The sequence below is a fragment of the Polaribacter sp. Q13 genome (assembly GCF_016858305.2).
Taxonomy (GTDB): domain Bacteria; phylum Bacteroidota; class Bacteroidia; order Flavobacteriales; family Flavobacteriaceae; genus Polaribacter.
Map to the genome: position 1 here is coordinate 3,907,057 of NZ_CP074436.1, position 25,138 is coordinate 3,932,194.

The window sequence follows — 25,138 nt, forward strand, 5'->3', positions numbered from 1 at the left end:
TCATCATAAATTCTAATATCTTCGAGCAAATATTATACCAATCCTGCTAAACTAGTTTAAGTAGGTCTAAAAATACTACTATTATGAAATTTGGCATTATTAAAGAGCGCAAAAATCCACCAGATAGAAGAGTCGTTTTTTCACCAGAAAAACTACTAGAATTCAAAGAAAAGTATCCGGAAGCCGCTGTTAAAGTAGAATCTTCAAGTATTAGAATATTCTCTGATGCAGCTTATAAAGCAGCAGGATTAGAAGTATCTGAAAATGTGTCAGACTGCGATGTTTTATTTGGCGTAAAAGAAGTGCCAATTGAAGCTTTAATCAACAATAAAAAATATTTTTTCTTTAGTCATACTATTAAAAAGCAACCTTATAATAGAAAATTGTTGTTGGCTATTTTAGAAAAAAACATAGAATTATATGACCACGAAACGATTGTAAGAGAAAACGGATTGCGCTTAATCGGTTTTGGGCGTTATGCCGGTATTGTAGGTGCTTACAATGGTTTTAGAGCTATTGGTTTAACAAACGGAACTTTTAATTTACCAAAAGCAGAACATTTATACAGTCAGCAAGAATTGATAGCCGAACTAAAGAAAATAAAGTTACCTAGCATTAAAATTCTTTTAACGGGTAATGGAAAAGTTGCCTACGGAGCAAAAGAAATGTTAGATGCCATGAGTATTAAAGAAGTTTCTGTAAATGATTATTTAAATAATTCGTTTAACGAGCCTGTATATTGTTTGGCAGATGTGTTAGATTATAACAAACGCAAAGACGGACAAACACTAGATAATTTCGATTTTTATGATCATCCAGAAAAGTATGAGTCAGATTTTATGCGCTTTGCTAAAGTGTCCGATTTCTTTATTGCAGGTCATTTTTATGGTAACGGAGCACCTTATTTATTTACCAGAGAAGATGCAAAATCAGCAGATTTCAATATAAAATATGTAGCAGATATTTCTTGTGATGTAGACGGTCCTGTGGCATCAACATTAAAAGCATCTACCATTGCAGACCCTATTTATGGGTACAATCCTCAAACAGAATCTGAAGTTAATTTTAAAGATAAAGATGCTATAGTTGTAATGGCAGTAGATAATTTACCTTGTGAGTTGCCTAAAGATGCGAGTGAAGGTTTTGGAGAAATGTTTTTAGAAAATGTAATTCCTGCTTTTTTTAATGATGACAAAGACGGGGTTTTACAACGTGCAAAAATGACAGAAAACGGAAAACTAACAGAACGTTTTTCTTATTTACAAGATTATGTTGATGGGGTAGAATAGGGGGGGAGTTTAACGTTTCAAGACTTCAAGTTTCTGGTTTCAAGTGTTTCCTAGAGCGCAGTCTAGTGGTTTAATTCAATTACAAAATAATGTTACAAGACAGACAGTTTCTAATAGATTTAGCAAAAATGAAAATGCCTTTTGGTAAATATCAAGGCAGATATTTAATTAATTTACCAGAACATTATATTGTTTGGTACAAAAACAAAGGGTTTCCTAACGGTAAATTAGGGAAACAAATGGAGTTGGTTTATGAACTTCAATTAAATGGTTTAGAAGATATTATTAGAAAAATTCAACAAGATTTTACTTAATAAATGATTATATTTGGTAGGAAACTGTCTCACTTCTACAGTTTCCTTCAAAAAAGTGGATATTCAACAATTATTAAATAACGAGATATTTACAAAAACCACTTCCATATTATTTCTTTTTGTAATTATTTACGCGTTGGTGAAAATTTCACAAAAAGCAACTTTTAAAATTGCAAAAGACAACAGTGCTAAATACAAGTTTAAAAAGCTCATAAATTTTATTGGGTATCTCTTTTTTGTTTTCGGAATTTTATACATTTTTAATACAAAACTTTCAGGTTTAGGTACAGCGTTAGGTGTTGCAGGTGCTGGTATTGCGTTTGCATTACAAGAAGTAATTGTTAGTATAGCTGGTTATGTAACCGTTTTTTCTAGTAATTTTTATAAAGTTGGAGATCGTGTTAAATTAGGTGGTACAAAAGGAGATGTTATAGATATTGGTCTGCTAAGAACTACTTTAATGGAAATAGGAGACTGGGTAAATGGCGATTTATATAACGGAAAAATGGTAAGAGTTGCCAATAGTTTTGTTTTTAAAGAACCTGTTTATAATTACTCGGGCGATTTTCCTTTTCTGTGGGATGAAATTACGATTCCGATAAAAACAAATGGCGATTATAAATTTGCGAAAGATACTTTTACTAGAATTTTAGTAGAGGAAGTAGGAGATTTTGCAAAAACGTCTCAAGTGGCTTGGAATAAAATGATAGGAACTTATAGCATAGAAAATGCCAGTGTAACACCTATGGTTTCTATGTCTTTTGATGAAAACTGGATTACTTTCACCTTGCGTTATGCGGTAGATTACAAATCTAGAAGAGGTACAAAATCTGTACTATTTGATAAAATTTTATCAGCAATTAAGGAATCTAAAGGTAGAGTGGAAGTAGCCTCTGCGGCTATTGAAATAACAGCTTTTCCAAAGAAATAAATTATAAGTTAAGCATAAATATTGCTGATGTAAAAATTAGGGTTAACTTTTAGATTATTAAAATTCAATTTTAGATTCAAACGGAAGTGACCATTTTGAAGCTCTCCCAATAGCCGGAGCAAGCGTAGCAAATACTTCTGTTTTTTTAGAGAAGTGAGAGCTCCTATTTGTTAATTTACCAAGTTTTAAACTCATCGGTACTTCAAATAATTCTTTTTTAGACCTAGCAGTTATCATCTTTATTTCTTTTCCTAGGTATTCATCTTTTCTATCTTTAGATATTGGTACTACTTTGCTTTCATCCCAATTAGAAATAATAAGAGGAGCGTCTAATTCTCCATGAACTTCATAAGCAAATAAATGTAAACAATACTCCATTTTTAGTTGCAAGTCTATATCATGGAATTCAATATCTATAAGCACTGTAAAATCATTATTGTCATCATTAACAACAATTACTTCTGGTATAGAAACTAGTTTTACGGATAAAATTTTTGCCATTGTAAAATTTTTAATAGAGTTATAATAATTCTCAGTTATTCTTTGGTTAAAATGAGTTTGTTCTATTCCTTTTAAATTTAACAGACATTAAAACACCTACTAAAATACCAATAGAAAAACTACCTATAATCACCAACACTCTAGATATTGAAACCTTCCAAAATAAAAAGTTCACATCGGTTGTTGCTGCATTCTGCAAAGAGAAAACAACGATTAAAACAATAAAAAGGAACGAAATAATATTTTTTAACTTCATAAGATTAATGTATTTGACTCATATATACAACACATTAAAATGGAAAAAGTCACTTTTTGCTACAGTTTATAAGTGAGGTAATTAGCTGTAAAAATGAGAAATAAAAGTGTATCTTAATATCCTTAAAATTTGCCAATGGGATATCGCTTTTTTTTTACTTAAAAAGTGACTTTTTAAAATTCTTAGTGTTCTAACTATAAAGACAAACTTAGATGAATGTAGCGTCGTATAAAAAATTATCCGATGATGAAATTATTAAAATCATATGTGATTCTAATAACTCTCTAGTTTTTGGTGTTTTGTATGATCGGTATTCTCAAATCATTTACAATAAATGTTTGGGCTTTACTAAAGATAAAGATGATGCTAAAGATTTAACGCAAGAAGTTTTTATAAAACTTTTTTTCAAACTAAAAGACTATCAGTCGCAATCTAAGTTTAAAGCTTGGTTGTATGTGTTTGTCTATAATATTTGTATAAACTATGTTAATAGAGATAAGCATCATAATCAATTAAAATCTAAAGCACCTGTTTACGAATTAGAATCTCTAGCAGTAGAAGAGGTAAGTGATTCTGTTGTTTTTGAATTAAAAGTAGAAGCGTTAGATAAATTGTTAATGCAAATAAGTCCAGAAGATAAAACGATATTATTATTAAAATACCAAGATGAGCTTACGGTTAGTGAGCTTTCTAAGGTATACGGTATTGGTGAAAGTGCTATTAAAATGAGGATAAAAAGAGCAAAAGAAAAGTTAGTAAAATTAAAGAATTTAAACGACTGATATAAAATGGAAAACCCTTTTAAAAAATTATGGAAACCTCACCATGAAGTTCCTGAAGAAATAAAGAGTGAGGTGAAAAACGAAATAGCTTTACGTTTGTTGTTTAGTGATTTAGCGAATTTATTTACGGTTAATTATGGAGAAGCTGCAAAAAGTATTATAGAAAGAAAACCAACTACTAAAAAAACGAAAAATGGATAAATTAAACGCGTGGAAAGAAATATCAATAAATTCTTTTAATAATTTGTTTGATGTAATTACAGATTTATTGCCTAATATTATTGGTGCTATTTTTATCCTTTTTCTTGGATGGTTGATCAACAAAATGATTGCTTTCTTTTTAAAGAAAATTTTAAAGTTGATAAAAATTGATCAGTTATCAGATAGAATTAATCAAAAAGGAGTTTTAGGTAGAGAAATTAAGAATTTAAATATTTCTAAAATAATACTACTTTTTATAAAGGTTACCCTTTTCTTAGTAACCATAACTTTAGCTTTCGAAATTTTAGAATTACAAACCATTTCTACTGTAATTGGTAATTTGCTTTTATACTTGCCAAAATTATTTGGAGCAATTGTATTGTTTATATTAGGTTTATATATTGCTAACTTTATTAAAAGTTCTTTAAACAATGTCTTTGATTCTTTTGACATTATGGGAGGTAATATTATAGGTAATTTGGTGTTTTATGTAATTGTTACCATTGTTACTGTTGCAGCCATTAATCAGGCAGGTGTGGATACAAGTATTATTTCTAACAACTTAACTGTTATTTTGTTTATTGTGTTAACTTCTATAGGTTTATCTCTTGCATTGGGCTCTAAAGAGGTAATTAGCCAGCTAATGAGAGCTTTTTATGTAAGAAAGAAATATAATATTGGTCAGAAGATAAAAGTTAAGAATTACACAGGTTATATAGAATCAATTGATGGTATTTCTCTTACCTTAAATACTACGCCAAATAAGGTGGTTTTGCCTATATCAGAAATTGTTACCAATGATATTGAAGTACTAGATTAGAATATTTCTTATTATTTAAAACCAAAGAGAGTGCATTGCAAAATGCGCTCTCTTTGGTTTTATAGTGGTTTTAAAGTGATATATAATATACTCTTGGTGAAGCTGTAAAATTAAAGAAACTTGCATACACCTGGGTTTTTCTTGCAGAGAATGTTATGCTCTATGTATTGATCAGTAAAAGAAGTAGAACTACTGCTGTATTTTTTCTTTTTGAATATTCTAATGTTATAGTAAACCAGAGTTAGGTTAATTTGTGTTATTTTGGATTAACTACTTATAGTCAAAAAATAATATTAGAATCAACCTAAAGGTGATAAAATGTAAGCATGTAACACTGATCTTGTCAGATTGATTATCTATAATCTTTGAATGCTAATTTTAAGGAAGTAAAAACTAGAAATATTTTAATTTATGCACAAAAAAAACTGCTCTTATAGAAGAACAGCTTTTTAGTTAATGAAGCTCAATATTTATAGGCTTTCAGCTTTAAAATCACCTTGTAAATTAGATTTAAGTTGTATTATTCTACTTTATAAATGGCATTTTATACGAGAAAAGATTATATTTTTTCAAATCCTTCTGTTCTAGTACTACTTACTTCAGATGTAAATTTTGTAAAATCATCATGAAAAGTAATGTTTAATGATGCTGATGTACTTGACGTTTTATTTGGCGTTAATTCATAATCGTTATCACTAACACTTGTCCAAGTTCCACTTGTTACAGTGGCAGTTTTACAATCTTTAGAAGATGTACCTGCATAGGTAGTTTCAGTGTAGTTTCCGTTAGAAGAAAACACATATTGAATCTGATTATCACAGATTATTTCTTCTGTTAATTGTCCATCTTGAACAAAGTAATCTAATTTCCAAGTACCTACTAGGTCTTTAGAGCTAGAAGATATAGAATCATCATCTTTAGAACATCCTACGGCTAAAACTGTAATTAAGATTAAACTTGCTATTGTTATTAATTTTTTCATAATCGTATTATTTGTTAATTTATTTTTTTTGTAGTTATTAAAATTTAAGAGTATATCCTATTGCAAATTGGTTATAGTCAAATGAATTACGAGTAGTGTAATCAAAATATAAGTTTTTATGTATAAATGGTAACTTAGCACCTAATATAACATTATAATATCCAGTGATTCCATCTACTAAGTCACCAAACCCAAGACCAGCACCTAAGTAAGGTTCAAAATTGTCATTTTTAAGATTTATTGGGTAAATCACATTTGCAGATACTGCCCAAGCATTTGCTTCACCAACTCCGTAATATGCTTCTGGTACAAACTCTAATTTTGTTTTACCTATAGCATAGTGTAATCTTAAACCTAAGTTAAAAGTAGAAGCACCTCCATAGTTAAATCCGGCAAGTAAAGATGAGTTTTTGTACGTTAATAAATTACCTTCTTTTAACGTTGAGGTGTATATTATCTCTCCCTTATCATTAATTGTAGAGACTACTGTTTTTCCATCATTATTTTGATTTGGAGAAACAATAACTGTTTTTCTATTATTAGTTTGATTCTTTTTATCGTTAGAGTTATTATTTCTATTTAAATCGTCTAATTTATTAAGAATTGTACTGTTCATGCCTTGTACACGCTCATCTTTATTAGGTGTATTATTTTCTTGTATATTATTACTAGTACCTTGTTTAGCATTTATTTGTAATAATAGTTTTTCTAATAATTGAATTCTATTATTTAATTGCTCTATTTTTTGATCCTGCGGTGTTAAGTTATTCTCTAATTGTATAGATTTAGTTTCTTCTATTTTAGCAGGAACTGGGTTTTCGTTATCTACGTTTTTTAGAATTCTATCTATTAGAGATTCGAATTCCACAGGTGTCATTTGAATTAATCTAGATTTTTCTTCTAACGGATTAGAAACAGTTGCTATTTTAGGAGTAATAACTTCCTTATTAGTAGAAGTAATAGTGTCTAAAGTAGTAACAGAAGCTACTGGTTGTTGAATTGTTTTTACATGTACTTTTTCAACTTGTTTTACTTCGCTTAGTGCTTCTTCTACTTGTTTTTTCTCTTCTAAAATCTCTACTGCTTTATCAACATCTTTGGTTTCGTAAGCTAATTTAAGATCTTTGTTTAGAATATTTATTTTAGACTGATATTCTTTTTTAAGTTGATCAATCTTTTTATTATTTACTTCATCTTGTGCGGTTAATTCTCTGTCTAAATTTTCTTTATATACAGCACTAGGCGCTTTAGATTTTTTACCTAAAGTAAATTTAATTCCAGCATTGTAAAAGAAATGCGTTTGTATGTCATCTGTAGTAGCAATATCTTTTGCATCTTCTCCAGAAGTTATCATTGCTCTTGCAGCAGCTGTAATTAATACGTTTTTACCTAATGGAATATTTAGTCCTAAACCACCCATAGCAAATTCGCCTCCTTCAACATTAGAAAAAAGACCACTTTCATTAGGAGCAGAAACGTAATTATCACTTGTACTTAAATAACCACCACCTAAAGTTAAGAAAGGAGTTACCCCATTTCCATCATTTAATCTGGCTCTAAACTCACCACCATACATTGCCATTTTGTCAAAGTTTGTAGAGATTTCTTCATTTTCGGTTGCTTGAAAATAGAAAGCTCTAATTCCAATATATTCATTTAAGTCTAAACCAGCATAAGCACCTAGCATATAGGTGTCTTTATATAAAGATTCTCCTGCAAAGTTTACGTAAGCAAGACTTGGTTCTATAACCCATTGTAGGCCTTTAAAACCTCCTTTAAAGTTTTGAAGATAAGCTTTGTCTAAATCAGATAAAGTTCCAGGTTTTCTTCCTCCTAAATAAAATTGTAAAGAACCTTGTGCAGACCAGTTAGATAAACGTTCACTACCAAAGTCTGCATCTGTTACTGCAAAATCTGCTTTATCTCCATTAGATAATAAACTTGCACCAGAATTAAATTTGTAAGTTGTATTTTTTGCTTCTAAAGCAAAAACAATTCTTTTTGTAAGGTTAAATTTAACACCTAAGCCTAAAGAAGCATATACTTGTTCGTAATCTCCACTAGTATCTAAATCTATATTTTGAACACCAGCACCTAATGTAAAGTAAGGCTTAATACCTTTTGTACCAAAGTTAGCTTTAAATTCACCACCATAACGAGATATAGTTACATCTTGGGCATCAAAAAGAGTAGGGTTAAAACCTGTAATACCAAAGTTACTGAAATCTGTTTTTTGATCTAAAGATTGTAAATAAATACCTCTAAGCTCTATAAATTCTCCAAATCCAAAACCTAATTTTCCACCAACCATTACATTGTCTTCAAATCCTGCTTTATCATCCCACCAAGTATATTCTGCGGCTGGAGATACGGTGAAACTGATATCTTTTACCTGAGCCTTACCTACGTATGCACATAGAATAAGAAGCATAGTTGTTAATTGTATTTTTTTCATTTTATTTCTTTATTAACTTTAATTAGTTATAACTTTCAATATTATAAACACACTTTTTATTAGTAAGTCACATTTCTATTTAAAATAATATGTTTATAATGTGACTTATAGCAACTTTGTTGTGTTTAATAAATAAGTGGTAACTATTACTATTCTAATTTTTTAAAAAAGTCAAAAATGAATTCAGTAAAATATATTAGTGTTTCTTTTCTTCTGTTAGGATCTTTAACCATGAGTTATGGGCAACAGCATAGTACTACAGATTCTAAAGAGAGTATGGTGGTAATGAGTGAAGCCGATATTATATCTTTAACTAGTAAATTAAGGATTTACAAAAAAGAAAAAGCTTTAAGAAAGAATGCTAAAATACAATTAACTAAAGTAAAGGATACTGTTTTAACGAGTGGTAAAGCGTCTAATTTTGAATTAGATTATTTAAGAAGTAAGATGGCACAATTAGAAAATCGCTTAAATAATCAAAATAATAGTAACCAAAATTCTAATACTACTGATTTACAATCTTCAGAATTAGGAAATCTTAGGTTAGAGGTTCGTCAATTAAGACTTGCATTATTGCAGCAACAATCTAGTAATGGTAAAAATAATGTAGTTTATTTACCACCTTCTAATAATATTAAACCTATTGTACAACCAATTGTACAGCCTTTTTTACTACCTAAAGAAATTGTAAGAGAACAAACTTCTGTTAATTCTGTTATTGTACAACAAAAACTAGATTCGCTTTATGGCGTGTTAGATGGTTTTAAACAATCAGAAAACAATAATTATACTAATAATTTTGATGCAATTCAGTTAAGAATACAAGAGTTGAAAAACGAGATGGCTAAAAATAAAGAACTACCTACTACTTATGAGAACTTAGTTGCTAAGTATAAAAATTATAAACAAGACATTTATTTTGCAGATAACTCAAAGGATTTAAATAGTAAATCTTTACAAGTGGTATATGATTTGTATGCTATTTTAGAGGTAAATGAAAATTTAGATGTATTGGTTAAAGGTTTTGCTAGTAATAAAGGCAATGCAATCTATAACGAAAACCTATCTATGCAACGTACAGAAGCCGTTAAAAAAGCTTTAATGTTAAGAGGAGTGCATCCAACTAGAGTGTTAACACAATATCATGGTATAGATTATAGTACACAAAATAATTCTAAAGCAAGAAGGGCAGAGGTTTCTTTTTTGGTAAGAAAATAATAGCAGTAAATGCTAAGTGTAATTTATACTTAGGATCTCTTTCTTTTCTGAATATATTTTTCGATAATTAAGATGGTGATAACTCCAAAAGTATAAGCAACTAAATCGCCAATACTAAAAGAAGTACCCATTATAATTTTTAGCATTTTTGAATATGCAGCGGGAAAGTTGTTTTGTAAATCTGATAGTTGTAGAAATTCAATCAAAAAAGAAATAGCGAACGTTACTAAGATTGCTTTTTCTAGTGATATTTTAAGGATTGCTTTTATAAAGGTATATACTAACATAACTGCTAGATAATCGCCAATAGTATGTCTTAAAAAACCAGAAGAATACTTTGCAATGAGTATTTCTGTGATGAATAAGATTGAAAAATAGGTAAAATACTTTAGATTGAATTGTATCATGATTTTATTTTAATAAGAGCAAAGCCTCTAATAGTTAGAAGCTTTGTTCAAATGGTTCCATTTCTAATTATTTTCCCAATCTATTTTTCTTGAAGCATACATTACAGCTGCAAGAATTGTAAATAAGCCTATACTTCCCACTAATAACGCATAATTCTCTAGTTGAATAATAACAAAAATAAAGGTGTATAATGCTGTTAAAGAAACTCCAATAAAAACAGGGAACTTAATGTTTTTTAGGATAGATTTTGAGTATAAAGTAATCAATGTTACTACGGCTACTCCCGCAATTAAATATGCTTTTAAGTAACTACTATGTTCAGAAATGGAGATTAATAGTGTGTAAAACATCGTCAATGCAATACCAATCATTAAGTACTGAAACGGATGGATGTTTATCTTGCTCATAGATTGTATTAAAAAGAAAATTAAGAACGTTAGCCCAATCACTAAAAAGCCATATTTAGCAGAACGCTCGCTTTTTTGATATTCATCTACAGGAATTAAAAAATTTACACCAAAAGCATAGTTTTTTAAATTAGGAATACCGTTAAAGTATTGTTGAGAAAAGGGTCTGTTAATATCTAAAATTTTCCATTTTGCATTAAAACCTGTTTCCGTTATTTTATCTGAATTATGGGGTAAGTATTCTCCAATAAAATTAGCCGTTTTCCAATCAGAATTTATGGTTACATCGGTTTCTTGTCCTATCGGAATAAAACGAATCTGTTTGCTTCCTTTCATATGTATAGTCATAGAAAAAGGAGTTTCTTTTCCGTTAGGTGCATCTAAAAGTTGTAAATTATTACTCTCTAACTCGTTTAATTCTACATAATTGTTGTTGTATAATTTTTGCGAATTAGCATCTTTAAAATTCTTAGAGGTTAACTGATATTTATTTTTATTAAACTGAATTTCAAATAAGCTCGACGCTCCTTTTAAGTTAGAAGACTGCATAATAACCCTTGTTTTATTCCAAAGAATATCTTCATCTTTAATTTCTATTTCAGAAAAATCAGGTTTAGAAAAACTACCGTTTAGCGCAATGCTACTTTTGTAGACTGCAGTTTTATAGATTCCTCTGGTTTTTTCTTCTGGATTGATCGTCGAATTAATTACCAATTTTTGAGGAAAAAAATGGGCATATTTTATTTTTGTAATCGTTTCTTTCTGTACTTCTTTAGTTGTTGGATTAGTAATTGTTTTTTCGAAATAAGTTTTATAAGGTACTTTTAAAATAGGACCATAAATCATCACTTCTTCTCCCCATTTTTGATTGATCTCACTCACAACTTCTTGTTGTCTTAACTTCCTTTCATTAATTAAACTTTTAATATAAGAAAGCGGAATCATTAAAACCACAATTAAAACTCCTACCATTAGCATTCTTGCCGTAATTGATGTTTTTGCCCATCTACCAAATTTTCCTTGTTGCTGATTGTTCGTTTCCATAGTTATTGAATTTTTATAATTTGTTGTTTTTATATTGATTAATTTTTGTTCCGATTACATAAACAAAAGAAGTTATGATACCAGAAAAAAGAAGTCCTGTTATAAATGAAAAATTTCTACCAGTATCTGAAATAACATTTCTCATGGCAATATTAAATTCAGGAGTGATTTCTGCTGTATTAAAGTTTCCATCTTTGTTTAAATCAAAACTTTGTAAAAGTATATTCGTGGAATAATGAGTATACGTTGCATTGCCAACAATGAGTAAATAGATGCAAAAAAATAGAATGACACTGATCCAAAACACTTTGTTTTTATCATTTATAAATAGTTTTTTCCTTTTATAAAAAAGTATTCCCAAAATTAGAATAGAGATTATTGTGGGAATAATTAAATGGTATGGTAAGCTTATTTCTTTCATGTTATTATGTTTTTAAAAGAACTTTGAAATTCAAAGTAAGTATGTAAAAAAATAGCTTTATTTGTTTTTAATTAATTTTTCTAGTGCTTCAATGTGTTTTTTAAACTCCATTCTTCCTAAATCGGTAGCCAAATATTTGGTGTTTGGTTTTCTGCCAATAAATTGTTTCTCTACTTTTATAAAATCGACTTTTTCTAATGCTTTTGTATGACTTGCTAAATTTCCATCTGTGGCACCTAATAATTCTTTTAAAGTATTAAAATCCGCATATTCATTCACCATTAAAACAGACATAATACCTAGTCGTATTCGATGATCAAAAGCTTTATTTATATTTAGAATAATATTTTTCAAAAGAACTTATTTAGGTTATAAAACTATTGTTTTCTGTCGTATTTAAAATACATAATTGTACCATAAATAATATGCATTACTCCAAAACCAATTACCCAAAACCAAAAACCGGAACCAGGATATAAAGCCGCTAGGAGGCCTAAAATTATTTCTGAATATCCTAAGTATTTTATATCACCTAAAGTATATTTTGATGCGCTTACTAGTGCCAATCCATAAAAAAGTAACATTAAAGCACCTGTACTGCCATACTTTTGTTGATTTAAAATAATGATAATGTATATAGCTCCAGTAACTAATGGGGTTATAAAGTTTAGTAACAATCTATGGGTTAATGGATTCCAAATTTTTTCATTATTATGTTTCGCTTTTCTTGTGGTTAAAAAAATTGCGGTACCAACACTTAGAGCACCAACCAAAAGCAAGTCTATAAGAACCAACCGAAACACTCCTCCATCTAAAATGAGGTAATTTCTTTCACTTTTTTCTATCAACCAATATGCGTAACCTGCACCAATTAAAGCGTAAATCCCTGCTAAAATACCAGACAAACCACTTAATGAAATAAATTTTGATGATTTACTCATTAAGTTTTTAATTTCTGATAGGTCTTTTAAATAATCTTTTTGACTCATTTCTTAAAGAACTTTGAATTGCAAAGTAAATTATAAAAATTATAGTACGCAATTAAAATTGTAAAAACTTTTAGAATCAGTTTAAAAAATAAAAAAGGATGTAAAATTAATGAAACATTATTTTGCTATAAATCCATATGTAACATGAACTATTGCAATAATAGATATCGCAGAAGACCAATAACTAGGGATTAAAAAGCATAAAACACCTAAAAGAACACACAAACTTGCCAATACTAATAAGTCTTTACTTTCTTTATTTTTAAATAAAAACAAGAAAACACCATATAAAACAAGGAAAGTAGAAGTTAGGTAATTGATAAAGCCTAGATTCATTAAAATAATTAATATAGTAGAGATGATTATAATACCAAGAATATATTTTTTAAAAGCAGCTTTTGTTTTTGCATTCCAAAGTTGATGTTGTAACTTTTTAGCATTCCTTTTTCCGAAAAAAAATAAGGTAAAAGAAGAAAGGAGAAAAACCAAAAATAAAATCGATATTACTATAGTTTTTATGCTCTCTGGAGACGTTTTTGCCAACGGACTTTCTTCAATAATAGTACTATCTAAAATTGTCTTTATAAAATGATTGCTTATAAAAAAGTAAGCTCCAATAAGAATACTTGTATATCCTTTTAAAGAGAAATTAATTTTAATATTATCGTTCATATAACTTTTATTTACCTGTAATTTTTTAACTTTCGCGAATATACAAAAATGAAACCTGCAGAAGAATACATTTTAAAGCAACAAGAACCTTTCAAATCCATTTTAATGCATTTGCAGATTTTAATTGAAACTAATTTCCCAGAAGTAGATTTACAATTTAAATGGAAAATGCCTTTTTATTATTTAGATGAAAAGCCATTTTGTTATTTAAATCCTTCAAAGAAAAAAGGGTATGTAGATGTAGGTTTTTGGGTTTCTGCTCATTTAACAAAATACAATGAGTATTTAATTTTAGAAAACAGAAAAGTTATAAAGTCCTTACGATATTGGACTATAGATGATATTAATGAAGAAATTTTACTATCAGTTTTAGAGGAAGCGCATCAACTTAAAGAAAAAGGGTTTTATAAGAGAAAATAATTTTAGAAAGGATTAAAAAACCCTACAAGATCAAAAAATGACCTTGTAGGATTTATGTAATTATTTTTTATGGATACTGAGTAAGCGCGTTAAGGATTGAACCTTTCGACTACGCTCAAGACAGGCTCAATGTTTGAGCTCTTTTTTGAGATGCTGATTTTTATCAGCACGAAGAAAAAGCGAGTAGAGAAAGCCTGTTAAAACGCCCAAAAAACAGCTCTTTTATAAACTATTTATCGTTTTTCTAATAGCAACTAGATTAGTTAACAAACCTTCTAAATTGTCTAAATGTAGCATGTTTGCTCCATCACTTTTTGCATTTGCAGGATCAAAATGAGTTTCAATAAATAATCCATCCACGTTATTTACAATTCCGGCTCTAGCAATCGTTTCTATCATATCTGGTCTTCCGCCTGTAACACCTACTTCTTGATTTGGTTGTTGTAAAGAGTGTGTAACATCTAAAATTGTAGGTGCAAACTTTCTCATTTCCGGAATTCCTCTAAAATCTACAATCATGTCTTGGTAGCCAAACATGGTGCCTCTATCGGTAATCCACGCTTTTTCAGAACCAGCATCTTTTACTTTTTGAACTGCATGTTTCATTGCTCCAGGACTCATAAATTGCCCTTTTTTAAGATTGACAACCTTACCCGTTTGTGCAGCAGCTACCACTAAGTCTGTCTGACGAACTAAAAAAGCAGGAATCTGTAAAACATCTACATATTCTGCTGCTTTTATAGCATCTGAAACTTCATGAATATCGGTAACAGTGGGTACATTAAAAGTCTCAGAAACTTTACGTAAAATTTTTAAGGCTTTTTTATCTCCAATTCCTGTAAAACTATCAATTCTACTTCTGTTTGCTTTTTTAAAACTTCCTTTAAAAATATAAGGAATTTCTAGCTTATCTGTAATTGTAAGTACTTTTTCGGCAATTCTCATTGCCATTTCTTCACTCTCTATGGCACAAGGACCTGCAAGCAAAAAAAAGTTATTTGAGTTTAAGTGTTTTATGTTTGGTATAAGAGATAAATCCATTTTATATATTTTCAACAAAAATACGAAATAAATTTAGCTATATTTAAACTTTTAAAACTCAATTAGAATGAAGAAAATCAACTTAGTTTATGTCCTTTTATTTGCAATTATTTTTTCTTGTAAAGAAAGTGCGAAAGTAGTTAAAACGAATAAAAAGGTTGCAGTTATAGATTCTATTACAGTAAAAAAACATCTTTATACCTTAGCGGCTGATGATATGGAAGGTAGAAAGACCAGAACTGCAGGAATTGAAAAAGCCGCAAAATATATAGAAAATGAATTTAAAAGAATTGGGTTAACTACTTATGATACTTTAAAAGATTACAGACAGACTTTTACATTTACAGACAAAAGTTCTAAAAAAGAAATAACAACCAGTAATATTATTGGTGTTTTGGAAGGGAAATCTAAGAAAAATGAAATTGTAATTATTTCTGCGCATTACGATCATTTGGGGGTTAAAATTAAAGAAGGGCAATTAGATAGTATTTATAATGGTGCTAATGATGATGCTTCTGGTGTAACCGGAGTTTTAGCTTTGGCAGAATATTTTAAAGAGAAAGCAAATAATGAAAGAACGATTCTTTTTGTTGCTTTTACTGGTGAAGAATTAGGCTTAATAGGTTCTACTTATTTTGGAAAAGGAATTGACGCTACTAAATTTGTAGCAGGTATTAATCTAGAAATGATAGGGAAAGTACCAAGTTTTGGTCCAAATACGGCGTGGTTAACAGGTTTTGAAAGATCTGATTTTGGTAAAATTATTCAGAAGAATTTAGAGGGAACCGGCTATCAACTATTTGCAGATCCGTATAAAAAGTTTAATTTGTTTTTTAGATCAGACAATGCTTCCTTGGCAAGGTTAGGGGTGCCTTCTCATACTTTTTCTACAACACCAATAGATGTTGATAAAGATTATCATCAGGTTTCTGATGAAGTAGAAACTCTAGATATGGCTGTAATTACAGAAACGATTAAGGCTGTTGCAAAAGGAACTGAGAGTATTATTAGTGGAAAAGATACTCCTACGAGAGTTGTAATTAAAGAGAATAAATAAAATTTGTTATGAAGAAAGTACGATACTTCTTTTTGTTTTTATTGATGAGTTGCTCAACTTCTAAAGTAATTACAGATTATGATGATAATACGAATTTTAAGCAATACAAAACCTATGCTTTTTTTGATGATATTGGCGCAGGTTTAAATGAGTTTGATGTAAATAGGAGCGCAGACGCCATATTTTCAGAAATGGAATCACTTGGTTTTAAAGAGACAGAAACGCCTGATTTTTATATCAATTTAAAAGCAAAAACTACTGAAGCTAAAGTTACAAATACCATAGCAATTGGTTTAGGAAGTGGAGGTAGAAATGGTGGTTTAGGAGTTTCTGGCGGAATTCCGATTGGTGGAAAAAAGCTAGATGAAGAAATTACTTTAGAGTTCGTAGATGCTAAAACCAATGAATTATTTTGGGAAGGTATTTTAACATCCACCATAAAGGAGAAAAGAAATCCAGCAAAAAGAATACTTTATTTTAAAGAAATAGTGCATAAAATATTACAAAGTTATCCTCTCAAATAAATAATTAATGGCATTTAGTAGATAGAGTTTCTCAATTTTTAACTGAAAAGAGTATTGCTTTTATTACAAAAAAAATGATGGGAGGTTTATTATTTATGGTAGATGATAAAATGTATGTTGCTGTAATGAAAGAAGAAATTATGGCTCGTATTAATCCAAATATTTATGATGAATCTATAGAAAAGGAGGGGTGTAATAAAATGAATTTTACAGGAAAACCGATGAAAGGTTTTGTGTTTCTCTCTGAAGAAGCGGTAGATTTAGATGATGATTTAAACTATTGGTTGCAATTAGCTTTAGATTTTAATCCGCTTGCCAAAGCGAGTAAAAAAATAAAATCCTCTAAAAATTAATTTAGAGGATTTTTTAATATAATAAATTTCCTATTTAGAATTGATATCTAACAGCTAAAGATATATCAGAATTTACACCGCTTAAGCCACCTGCAATACCTACTTCTGGTCTATAATCTAGAGATACTAAAATTGGTGCATCAAAATTATATTCAATACCAACAACCCCAGCACCATAAATTCCGGTACCACTAGCAGAAACAATTCCACCACCAAAACCAGCGTACCAATTAAATTTATCTTCTAGATTCCAAACCCATTGATATAAACCAGTAGCTTTAAAATCAGCAAATTCGTTAGCTAAACCTAAATCTACTTCTAAACGGTTGTTGGCTCCTAATGCTTTTTGATAAGAGATTTCTCCACCCACTCCATTTCCTCCACTAAAACGAAGTCCAATTGCATTATCTGAAATGTCTTGAGCATTTACAGAAAATGCTCCAACTATTAAAAGACCGATAATTAAAAGTGTTTTTTTCATGTTTTTATGTGTTTTTTATTGAAGGTCAAAGTTATATTTATTAATTCATCTTTATGATCTTTATCTATTGAAATATGAACTCAAAAGATATTTTTACCAACAAAAAATAATTGCGTAATAAACCCTTCTAATAGTTAAATTAGAAGGGTTATAAAGTAAAATTTATGTTTTAAAACTGATACCTAACAGCGATACCCATATTGGATACTAAACCAGTTGAATTGCCAGTATAACCAATTTCTGGTCTGTAGTCTAGGGCAACTATTAAAGGAGCTCTAAAGTTATATTCAATTCCTATAAGACCTGCACCATATATTCCTGTTTTATTAGCAGAAGCAATGCCACCACCAATACCTGTATACCAATTAAATTGTTCTTCTATGCTCCAAATCCATTGATATAAACCAGTTGCTTTAAAGTCATTATACTCACTACCAAAACCTAAATTCACTTCTAATCGATTGTTATTGTTTAATAGTTTTTGATAGGAAATTTCTTCTCCGGTACCATTTCCGCCATCAATACGTATACCAATTGCGTGGTTAGATATTTGTTGGGCATTTATAGAGAAACTTGCTGCTAATATTATACTTAGGGCTAATAATATTTTCTTCATTTTATGATATGTAATTAAATTAGGGATGCCCAAAATACAACCATTTAGCAAGTGAATCAAAATAAAAAGCTTGTTATTTAGCTAGGTAAAATGCTTAATTTTCATCCACCATAAGTCTTATTCCTTTAGAATGACTGCTAAATTCTGGAGCATACATACTTTGTATTGTTGTAATTCCGTTACTGAAATTCCCTGCATTATTAACTCTTACATCATATTCGAAAACATAAACGCCTTTAGGAAAACGATCAAAAAAGAAGTTAGTAGCAGCATCTTTAGTGCTTTCATAATAACCTATATTGTCTTGCCATTTATATCTAGATAAAACATTTACAGGTTCTACACCAGAAGCTCTCATATCTTTCATATGGATGAATTCCATGTCTCTGTCACTTCTTAACTCAATTCTTACCGTAATTAAATCGCCAACTTTTAACTTTGTGTTTTTTGTTATTTCCTGTAACTCTTTTCCTGTATCTGAATTTACTTTTAAGAATAATTTCTTATCCAATTTTAAAGGTGTTTCTGCGGAAGTAATTTTGTCTAAATCTTCAAAATATTGCCAATACAAACCTCCCCATGCAATTCCTTCTCCTTTCTTGTTGATGATCACTTCTGCCATTTTTGGTGTAATTTCAGATCCATTCCAAGAAGTTTTAAAATATCCAGTTCCTGCTTCTACTTTTACGTTATCCAACTTTGTTGGATTAATTTCATTGTCACCAACTTTTATATCTACCATATCAGTTACACTTCGACTTCGCTCAGTACTGGCTTCAATCCAATTAGTTCCATTTAACAATAATGCATACACCGCTTCAGAAGTTGCCTTGGTGGTATTCCAACTATTGGTTTGCTTGTTTTTTAGCAACCAAATTTTTAGGTTGTCAATGGTTTCTGTATTGTTTTCTATTTCAGAAAATGTTTCAATCATTAATGCTTGAGTTTCTATAGGAGCTTGATAATAATAGTAACCAGCAGCGTTTTCTTTCCAATACATTCCTAATTCATCAGAAGTAATTGAATTTTCTTTTAAGGATTTTAAAATCTGACTTGCAGTTATTTTTTCATCGCTTCTAAAAAGCGATAAAGCAATTTGTCCTTTTGCATATAAATTATAGTCATTCCAATAGGTAACAGTTTGATTTCTGTAATAAGCAACCGCTTTTTGCAAGTTGTTATTCATAGAAATGGAAGAATAAAAACTACGCATATACAAATACTGAATGGTAAAATAGTTCAGATTGTTTTTAGCCAAATAGTTGTCATAATCTTCTTTACCTTTTTTTTCTGTTTTGGCTTTCTGTTTAATTTCTTCTGCTCTTTCTATGAGTTTATTGTATTGTTCTAATAATTCTCCATCTAAATAATTAACAGATTTTTCTATTATTTTTTTAGTTGATGGTTCGAAATTTTCTGCACCTAATTTTGATAAATGTCCAAAACCAGTTGCAATATGTTGTGTAATAAAATTACTTTCATATCGTCCGCCTTTAAACCAAGGAAATCCACCAGAATTCATCTGAATGTCTTCTAATTTATTGATGGCCTTTTCTTGATCATTTTTCATCTTATTCAAGTCGAATAATAAAGCGATTCTCTTTTTTTGCTCGGTTTCAGATTGCGCATCTCTTAACCAAGGAGTTTCTTGAATTATTAATGATTTTAATTCTTGATTCTTCTCTAAATTAGATAATAAAGCATCAGAAGATTTCCAAGCATTAAATACTTTTTGAATTCTAGGATTAGAATTTGCGACAAAACTTGCCAAGGTATTTGCATAATATCTAGAGAAAACTTGTTCTGCACATTCATACGGATATTCCATTAAATATGGCAAAGATTGAATTGCATACCAAACTGGGTTTGACGTCATTTCTAAAGTCAATTTGTGGTTTTTTAAAGTAGAAGACGAGCCTGCACTGAGCGTAGACGAAGTGTTCTTTAACTTATCTAAGGTAAAAGTTTTTGTTTCGTTAGATTTTATCCACATTGGTAAGGTTTCTGTTACCAACATCCTGTTGGATAAAACGGGTAAAACATTTTGTTCACCATCAGAGAAATCACCAGCTTTAGCCACAATTTTATATTGTACCGCTTGCACCGTTTCTGGAATTGATAATTGCCAAGATACATTGGTATTTCCGTCTTTATTTACTGTAAAGTTTTTAGTAGAATTAGTGTTTTCTAAATCAATATTAATTTCTTTGTTTGTAATTGCGTCCGTTAACATTAATTTTGCGAAACCACTTAATTGGTTATTTGTTAAGTTGGTAATTTTTGCACTTAAAGTAATTTTATCTCCTTCACGTAAAAATCTTGGTGCATTTGGCACTATCATTAATTCTTTTTGCGTAACCGTTTCTAATGTTTTGGTTGCCGATTTTAAAGATTTAGTATGTGCTAGTAATTGTAATTTCCAACGTGTTAATGCTTCTGGCATTGTAAAAGAAAAACTGACTTGTCCGTTTTTATCTGTTCTTAATTGTGGAAAAAAGAAAGCGGTTTCTTTAAAGTTTTTTCGTGCTTCTATTTGTGATAATTGATTGTTTATAGCTTTTTTGGTATTAATTATAATTACGCCATTTAAACCTCTTTGTCCATATAAAGAAATGGCAGCAGCATCTTTTAGAATATCCATTTCTAAAATTTCATTAAGGTTTATACTTTCAACCTCTAATTTTGTCATTACTTTTCCATCAACCACATATAATGCCTCTGTAACGTTGTCTAAACTACCTATGCCTCTTATTAGAATATTTGCAGAGCCATTATCAACATTTATACCTGAAACTTGTCCTTGAAGAGCTTCTTCTAACTCAATTCCAGGAGCCATTTCGTTTGCTGTTTTTACACTCCATTTCATAACAGCGCCAGTCATGTCTTTTCTCTTCTGAGCTCCATAACCAATTATAACAACTTCGTCTAAAGAATTTAGGTTTTCCTTTAAGGCCACGTTAAGTATAGAAAAGTCTTCTACTTTTATATCTATATCATTAAAACCTAAATAATTAAACGTTAAAATATCTCCTTTTTTTATTTTAATGGAATAGTTTCCATCAAAGTCTGTTACTTTTCCTGTTAAACTACCTTTAACTGTAACATTAGCCCCTGGTATTGGTTCATTATATTTATCAGTTACAATTCCACTAATAGTACCATTAAATTTACCCGATTTTTTAAATATAGCTTTGAATTTTATGTTTTTTAATTTATTAGTTATATCTCTTAAATATTGTTGATTTGTCCACCTATTATTTAGCAAACTAAACCCAAACCAGTTATAAGTATCATAAGAAATAGAAGGAAAACCGTAATAGCTACGTTGATTATTTCTGATATTAAAATTAATATTTCCAAAACTATTACGAGCGTTACTTGTATTGTAAGAACTGTAAGTTGCTTTAGGTGTATTAGGGTTAAATTGCCAATTATGCGTCTTAAATTGATCTAAAGAAGCATCGTACATAGAAGCTAAAACTTCCGCAGAAATTTTATCATCTTTGTCGTTTTTTATGGTGAAACTCCAAGTTTCATCTTGTCCTGGTTGTAATTTATCTCTAAAAATATTGGTTTCAATGGCTATTTTTGCTTGTTCTTCAATTACATTAATTAGTAAACTTCCACTTTTAAAATAATTGTAATTTACAAAGTGATATTTAACAGCAAAACCACCAATATCTTCTTTGTTAACCGGTATTTTTAGTGTTTTTGTTTTATTATTTAAATGAATTAAATGTGTTTCTATAATTTTATGATTCTTTTCAATTTGTACAATAACCGTTATGTCTTTTGATGCAGAACCAATAGTTACTTCTGCAATATTATTAACAGTATAAGAAGTTTTGTTGGTATTAATAACAAACAATTTATTGTCTGCAACTTTATTTTCTTTGGTATTAAAAAGAGAGAATTTTTGCTCATCTTTTACAGGGTTTCCAAATTTATCTTTACTTTCTAAAACGGCAATATATTGTCCGGAAAACCATTTTTTAATGTTTTTAAGTTGCAGTTCTTTTGATGTTTCTGTATCAAAATCACTTAAAAAAACCATTTCACCTTTTTTCCACTCTTTTTCATCAGCTTCATTTTCAGAATAAGGATCATTAGGAAACAGTTTTCTAAATTCAGTAATAGAAATATCTTGATAATCTGGCGAGTTCCACGGACTTTTTCTCAGCGGATTCTTTGGTGAAATTAATTTGTATATTTTAATGTTTCCTTTTGCAGGAACAAACTCGCCGTTTAAATTCTTGGTAGCAATAGTTAAAGTGGTTTCTTTTTGGTTTTTATCAATTTTATCATCTAAAGAAATAGTTGCTAATAAAGAATGGTAACCTACTTTAACATTGGTTGTAACGCTGTGGCTTTCTCCATTTACATCCGTAATATCTGCCGTAACTTCATACGTAAAAATGGGTAAATCTTCTTTAGAAACATTTTCATCTGGCATCGCTTTAAATATAATTTTAAAAGCACCATTTTCATCCGTTTTGCTTTCTCCGTGTGTAATTTCTTGCGGACTAGAAGTAGTATTTGGTCTTCTCCAATAATACCAACTCGGGTATTGTACTTTTCTGTGGACACGGTACACCACTTTTGCATCTGTAATATTTGCACCAGAAAAGGCTTTTGCAAAACCATTTACCGTAATAGAATCGTTAATTTTAAAACTTTCGGTAACGGGTTTAAATTGGGCTTCAAATTTTGGTCTTTTGTATTCTTCTACAGAAATGTGTGTTCTGCGAGTATGAAAATCATAATCTTTATTGTCATAAAATTTACTGTCATGCTCTGTACTTTCATTAATTTGGATACTAAATTTACCTGTTAAACCATTGCTAGGTAAAATAAACTCCCCTGCTACAGAACCAAACTCGTTGAGTATTAAATTAAGTGTTTTTACTTTTTGATTATTAACATCTCTTAAAATAATTTCTATATATTCATTTTTAAAAACTTCAGATTTTTTTCCTTGTTTTTTAATAACAATTGTTTTAAAATAAACGGTTTGTCCTGGTCTATAAATACTTCTATCTGTAAAAATAAAAGGGACAAGACTTTCTTCGACTTCTTCAATAGATTTTCTATTGTTTTTATGTAAATAAAAATTACCAAAACGGGCAAAATCAGTATCCGTTTTTACGGTGATTTCTACCTTACTATAATTAGTGTCGCTTTTAAAAGAAGCAAAACCATTTTTGTCTGTAATTAGTTTTCTATTGATAGATGAACCTCTGTTATTTTTTTTGCTTTTTAAATGAATCTCTGCATTTTTAATTGGTTTTCCGTTATTTCTATCAACAATTTGATAATTATGTTTGTTGTCAAAATTGTTTTCAATAATTGTTAAATTTGTTACTTGAAAAGAGGTAGTTCCAAAGAGTTCATTTTCTTTTAAAACAGTGTTTTCTGAAGTTATAATTAAGTAAGTTCCTTTATTAGCTTTAGGTACAATTACTTCGGTAGAATGTTGTAAGTAATCATTTTCGTTACGTAATTTTGAAGTCCAATTACTTACGTTTTCTAACGTATTTATTAATTTTATTTTTTCTTTTAATTGATAGACTTTGTTAAATTGATACAACTGCTTATTGGTTATTTTATAGACCTTAAAATTTAAAGTATCAATATTTTTATAGTTGATTAATAATCTAGAGTTTTTCTGAATTGGAATACTTTTTTCTGCCGTAATAAATAGTGTTTTTTCTAAAATTTGATTTTTAAGTATTGTGCATTTTTTAGCACCTAAACTTTTTGGAAAACGTTTAATTATTGAATTGCAAATTTCTAAAGCTTCCTTATTTTTATACCTGTCTTTTTCTGCTGTGTTAGCAAGATAAGAATTGGCTTTGTTATTGTATGTTTTAGCAATTTCAAAAGCATATAAACCACTAGCTTCATTTGTTTTAGTTTTTTCTTTTGATGCTTTTAAGGTTGATACTAAAATTGCTTCTTTATCATTAAAAGTAGCATGATTATTTACAAAGTTTAATCTATGAATATCAATATCTACCAACGCGTCTAAATTGTTGTTTTTTAAATGAAACAGTATTAGTTCTTGATAAATTTTTAGGGCATTAAATTCTAAAGATAAAGTGTCTTTTGAAGTAATATTTAGTTTAGAAAAAGTGTTATAATTCCCTAAAAAATCAGGGTTATCAATACTGAATTTATAAGACGGTCTTGTAATAGAGGTTTCTGAAGATTTATAGAATTCTAAAGCATTGTTTGCAAGAAAATCATATAAAGTAGGTCTGTATGTTTTAGACTCTTTAGAGATTTGTAAAATATCTGAATAATCATAAATACCTGTTTTCTGTAATTCTTCTACATTCTCTAAAGAACTCTCAAAATGACAATGTATTTCTTTAAAAAGCGTTTCTAAATCCCAAGTTCTAAAGTCGTTATTATCTACTTTGTTCGCTGTTTTTGTTCGGTTGTAAAACTTGTATCTATTTCCATTGAAATATTGCCAATACAAATTAGCTAAAACATTTTCTAACACGTTTTTTGTTGGAAATGTACTAGTAGCAATCTGTTTTTTTAAATTTTCTATTACTTTTAATTGAGCATCTTCTTCTAGCGTTAATGAAAATTTACTTTTATAAAAAAGTGATTTAATTAGCTGAGAAGAATTATGTTCTTTCTCTGCCTCTGTGTAAATTTTGTCTACAATTTTTAAAGCAGACTTTGGTAAATTGTCTATTTCGAAACCTTCTACTTGTAACCAAAGGTTCTCAAAAGAGTTTTGGGCGTTAGAAATAGAAGCGAATGCTAGAATCATTATTAATGTTGATGTAATTTTTTTCATTATCATAAGATTTAATGCTGTAAAGCACGTTTAAATCGATTTTAAAAACAACCTAAAATTAGTTAACGGGTTGTTTTAGTGCGTAAAACTATTTTTTAATTGAGTTTAGTTATAAAGATACTTTATATTGTGTAAAGCTTTT

General features: G+C 29.3%; 25 protein-coding genes. 11 read left to right on the forward strand and 14 right to left on the reverse strand.

The window, feature by feature from the left end:
- Positions 1-83 precede the first annotated feature (83 nt).
- The 3 genes from JOP69_RS16480 to JOP69_RS16490 all read left to right on the forward strand — a co-directional run bounded on the left by JOP69_RS16480 (position 84) and on the right by JOP69_RS16490 (position 2,534).
- Positions 84-1,289 (forward strand): NAD(P)-dependent oxidoreductase, encoded by a 1,206-nt coding sequence (locus tag JOP69_RS16480; protein WP_203391993.1) that lies wholly within the window; start codon positions 84-86, stop codon positions 1,287-1,289.
- An 89-nt stretch (positions 1,290-1,378) separates the two neighbouring features.
- Positions 1,379-1,603, forward strand: coding sequence for a DUF3820 family protein (locus tag JOP69_RS16485; RefSeq protein ID WP_203391994.1), 225 nt, complete (start codon positions 1,379-1,381; stop codon positions 1,601-1,603).
- A gap of 55 nt (positions 1,604-1,658) precedes the next feature.
- Positions 1,659-2,534, forward strand: a complete 876-nt coding sequence (locus JOP69_RS16490; protein ID WP_203391995.1) for a mechanosensitive ion channel family protein — start codon at positions 1,659-1,661, stop codon at positions 2,532-2,534.
- A 57-nt stretch (positions 2,535-2,591) separates the two neighbouring features.
- Here the strand turns inward: JOP69_RS16490 and JOP69_RS16495 are convergent, their stop codons facing one another.
- Positions 2,592-3,035, reverse strand: coding sequence for a hypothetical protein (locus JOP69_RS16495; protein ID WP_203391996.1), 444 nt, complete (start codon positions 3,033-3,035; stop codon positions 2,592-2,594).
- A 46-nt stretch (positions 3,036-3,081) separates the two neighbouring features.
- Positions 3,082-3,291, reverse strand: a complete 210-nt coding sequence (locus tag JOP69_RS16500; RefSeq protein WP_203391997.1) for a lipopolysaccharide assembly protein LapA domain-containing protein — start codon at positions 3,289-3,291, stop codon at positions 3,082-3,084.
- Positions 3,292-3,503: 212 nt separating this feature from the next.
- On the opposite strand from JOP69_RS16500, the gene JOP69_RS16505 reads away from it, so the two are divergent.
- From JOP69_RS16505 to JOP69_RS16515, 3 genes are read left to right on the forward strand one after another with little or no spacing between them, the layout of a single operon-like run.
- On the forward strand, positions 3,504-4,073 hold the full coding sequence (locus JOP69_RS16505; protein ID WP_203391998.1) for an RNA polymerase sigma factor: 570 nt from the start codon (positions 3,504-3,506) through the stop codon (positions 4,071-4,073).
- 6 nt (positions 4,074-4,079) lie between these two features.
- Complete coding sequence (locus JOP69_RS16510; RefSeq protein ID WP_203391999.1) at positions 4,080-4,274, forward strand: hypothetical protein; 195 nt, start codon at positions 4,080-4,082, stop codon at positions 4,272-4,274.
- Complete coding sequence (locus JOP69_RS16515) at positions 4,267-5,094, forward strand: hypothetical protein (protein ID WP_203392000.1); 828 nt, start codon at positions 4,267-4,269, stop codon at positions 5,092-5,094. Before JOP69_RS16510 ends, JOP69_RS16515 begins: the two co-directional genes overlap by 8 nt.
- Positions 5,095-5,653: 559 nt before the next feature.
- On the opposite strand, the gene JOP69_RS16520 is transcribed toward JOP69_RS16515, so the two are convergent.
- Positions 5,654-6,076, reverse strand: coding sequence for a lipocalin family protein (locus JOP69_RS16520; RefSeq protein WP_203392001.1), 423 nt, complete (start codon positions 6,074-6,076; stop codon positions 5,654-5,656).
- 37 nt (positions 6,077-6,113) lie between these two features.
- Positions 6,114-8,531 carry a hypothetical protein gene (locus JOP69_RS16525; protein ID WP_203392002.1) on the reverse strand — a complete coding sequence of 806 codons (2,418 nt, stop codon included), beginning with the start codon at positions 8,529-8,531 and terminating at the stop codon, positions 6,114-6,116.
- Between the two features lie 177 nt (positions 8,532-8,708).
- On the opposite strand from JOP69_RS16525, the gene JOP69_RS16530 reads away from it, so the two are divergent.
- Positions 8,709-9,749 carry an OmpA family protein gene (locus JOP69_RS16530; RefSeq protein ID WP_203392003.1) on the forward strand — a complete coding sequence of 347 codons (1,041 nt, stop codon included), beginning with the start codon at positions 8,709-8,711 and terminating at the stop codon, positions 9,747-9,749.
- A 29-nt stretch (positions 9,750-9,778) separates the two neighbouring features.
- Here JOP69_RS16530 and JOP69_RS16535 read toward each other — a convergent pair whose 3' ends face one another.
- The 6 genes from JOP69_RS16535 to JOP69_RS16560 form a co-directional block, all read right to left on the reverse strand.
- Complete coding sequence (locus JOP69_RS16535; RefSeq protein WP_203392004.1) at positions 9,779-10,156, reverse strand: DUF2809 domain-containing protein; 378 nt, start codon at positions 10,154-10,156, stop codon at positions 9,779-9,781.
- Positions 10,157-10,219: 63 nt separating this feature from the next.
- On the reverse strand, positions 10,220-11,608 hold the full coding sequence (creD, locus tag JOP69_RS16540; RefSeq protein ID WP_203392005.1) for a cell envelope integrity protein CreD: 1,389 nt from the start codon (positions 11,606-11,608) through the stop codon (positions 10,220-10,222).
- A gap of 13 nt (positions 11,609-11,621) precedes the next feature.
- Positions 11,622-12,029, reverse strand: a complete 408-nt coding sequence (locus JOP69_RS16545) for a hypothetical protein (RefSeq protein WP_203392006.1) — start codon at positions 12,027-12,029, stop codon at positions 11,622-11,624.
- A 57-nt stretch (positions 12,030-12,086) separates the two neighbouring features.
- The gene (locus JOP69_RS16550; protein ID WP_203392007.1) at positions 12,087-12,383 is read right to left on the reverse strand and encodes a transcriptional regulator; all 297 of its coding nucleotides are present in this window, start codon (positions 12,381-12,383) and stop codon (positions 12,087-12,089) included.
- 23 nt (positions 12,384-12,406) lie between these two features.
- Positions 12,407-13,018, reverse strand: a complete 612-nt coding sequence (locus JOP69_RS16555) for a hypothetical protein (RefSeq protein ID WP_203392008.1) — start codon at positions 13,016-13,018, stop codon at positions 12,407-12,409.
- A 117-nt stretch (positions 13,019-13,135) separates the two neighbouring features.
- Positions 13,136-13,690 carry a hypothetical protein gene (locus JOP69_RS16560; RefSeq protein ID WP_203392009.1) on the reverse strand — a complete coding sequence of 185 codons (555 nt, stop codon included), beginning with the start codon at positions 13,688-13,690 and terminating at the stop codon, positions 13,136-13,138.
- Between the two features lie 48 nt (positions 13,691-13,738).
- On the opposite strand from JOP69_RS16560, the gene JOP69_RS16565 reads away from it, so the two are divergent.
- Positions 13,739-14,110 (forward strand): DUF1801 domain-containing protein, encoded by a 372-nt coding sequence (locus tag JOP69_RS16565; protein WP_203392010.1) that lies wholly within the window; start codon positions 13,739-13,741, stop codon positions 14,108-14,110.
- A 222-nt stretch (positions 14,111-14,332) separates the two neighbouring features.
- Here JOP69_RS16565 and kdsA read toward each other — a convergent pair whose 3' ends face one another.
- Positions 14,333-15,151 (reverse strand): 3-deoxy-8-phosphooctulonate synthase, encoded by an 819-nt coding sequence (gene kdsA, locus JOP69_RS16570; protein ID WP_203392011.1) that lies wholly within the window; start codon positions 15,149-15,151, stop codon positions 14,333-14,335.
- A 67-nt stretch (positions 15,152-15,218) separates the two neighbouring features.
- Between kdsA and JOP69_RS16575 the strand changes: the two genes are divergently transcribed.
- From JOP69_RS16575 to JOP69_RS16585, 3 genes are all read left to right on the forward strand, one after another.
- Positions 15,219-16,208, forward strand: coding sequence for a M28 family peptidase (locus JOP69_RS16575; RefSeq protein ID WP_203392012.1), 990 nt, complete (start codon positions 15,219-15,221; stop codon positions 16,206-16,208).
- 8 nt (positions 16,209-16,216) lie between these two features.
- Entirely contained in the window at positions 16,217-16,732 is a 516-nt protein-coding gene (locus tag JOP69_RS16580) for a DUF4136 domain-containing protein (protein WP_203392013.1), read from the forward strand.
- A 74-nt stretch (positions 16,733-16,806) separates the two neighbouring features.
- Complete coding sequence (locus JOP69_RS16585) at positions 16,807-17,085, forward strand: TfoX/Sxy family protein (RefSeq protein WP_203392014.1); 279 nt, start codon at positions 16,807-16,809, stop codon at positions 17,083-17,085.
- A gap of 34 nt (positions 17,086-17,119) precedes the next feature.
- On the opposite strand, the gene JOP69_RS16590 is transcribed toward JOP69_RS16585, so the two are convergent.
- The 3 genes from JOP69_RS16590 to JOP69_RS16600 all read right to left on the reverse strand — a co-directional run bounded on the left by JOP69_RS16590 (position 17,120) and on the right by JOP69_RS16600 (position 24,996).
- A complete protein-coding gene (locus JOP69_RS16590; RefSeq protein WP_203392015.1) occupies positions 17,120-17,566 on the reverse strand; it encodes a hypothetical protein in 447 nt (148 codons plus the stop codon).
- A 169-nt stretch (positions 17,567-17,735) separates the two neighbouring features.
- Complete coding sequence (locus tag JOP69_RS16595) at positions 17,736-18,182, reverse strand: hypothetical protein (protein WP_203392016.1); 447 nt, start codon at positions 18,180-18,182, stop codon at positions 17,736-17,738.
- 94 nt (positions 18,183-18,276) lie between these two features.
- Positions 18,277-24,996, reverse strand: coding sequence for an MG2 domain-containing protein (locus JOP69_RS16600; protein ID WP_203392017.1), 6,720 nt, complete (start codon positions 24,994-24,996; stop codon positions 18,277-18,279).
- Between the last annotated feature and the right edge of the window lie 142 nt (positions 24,997-25,138).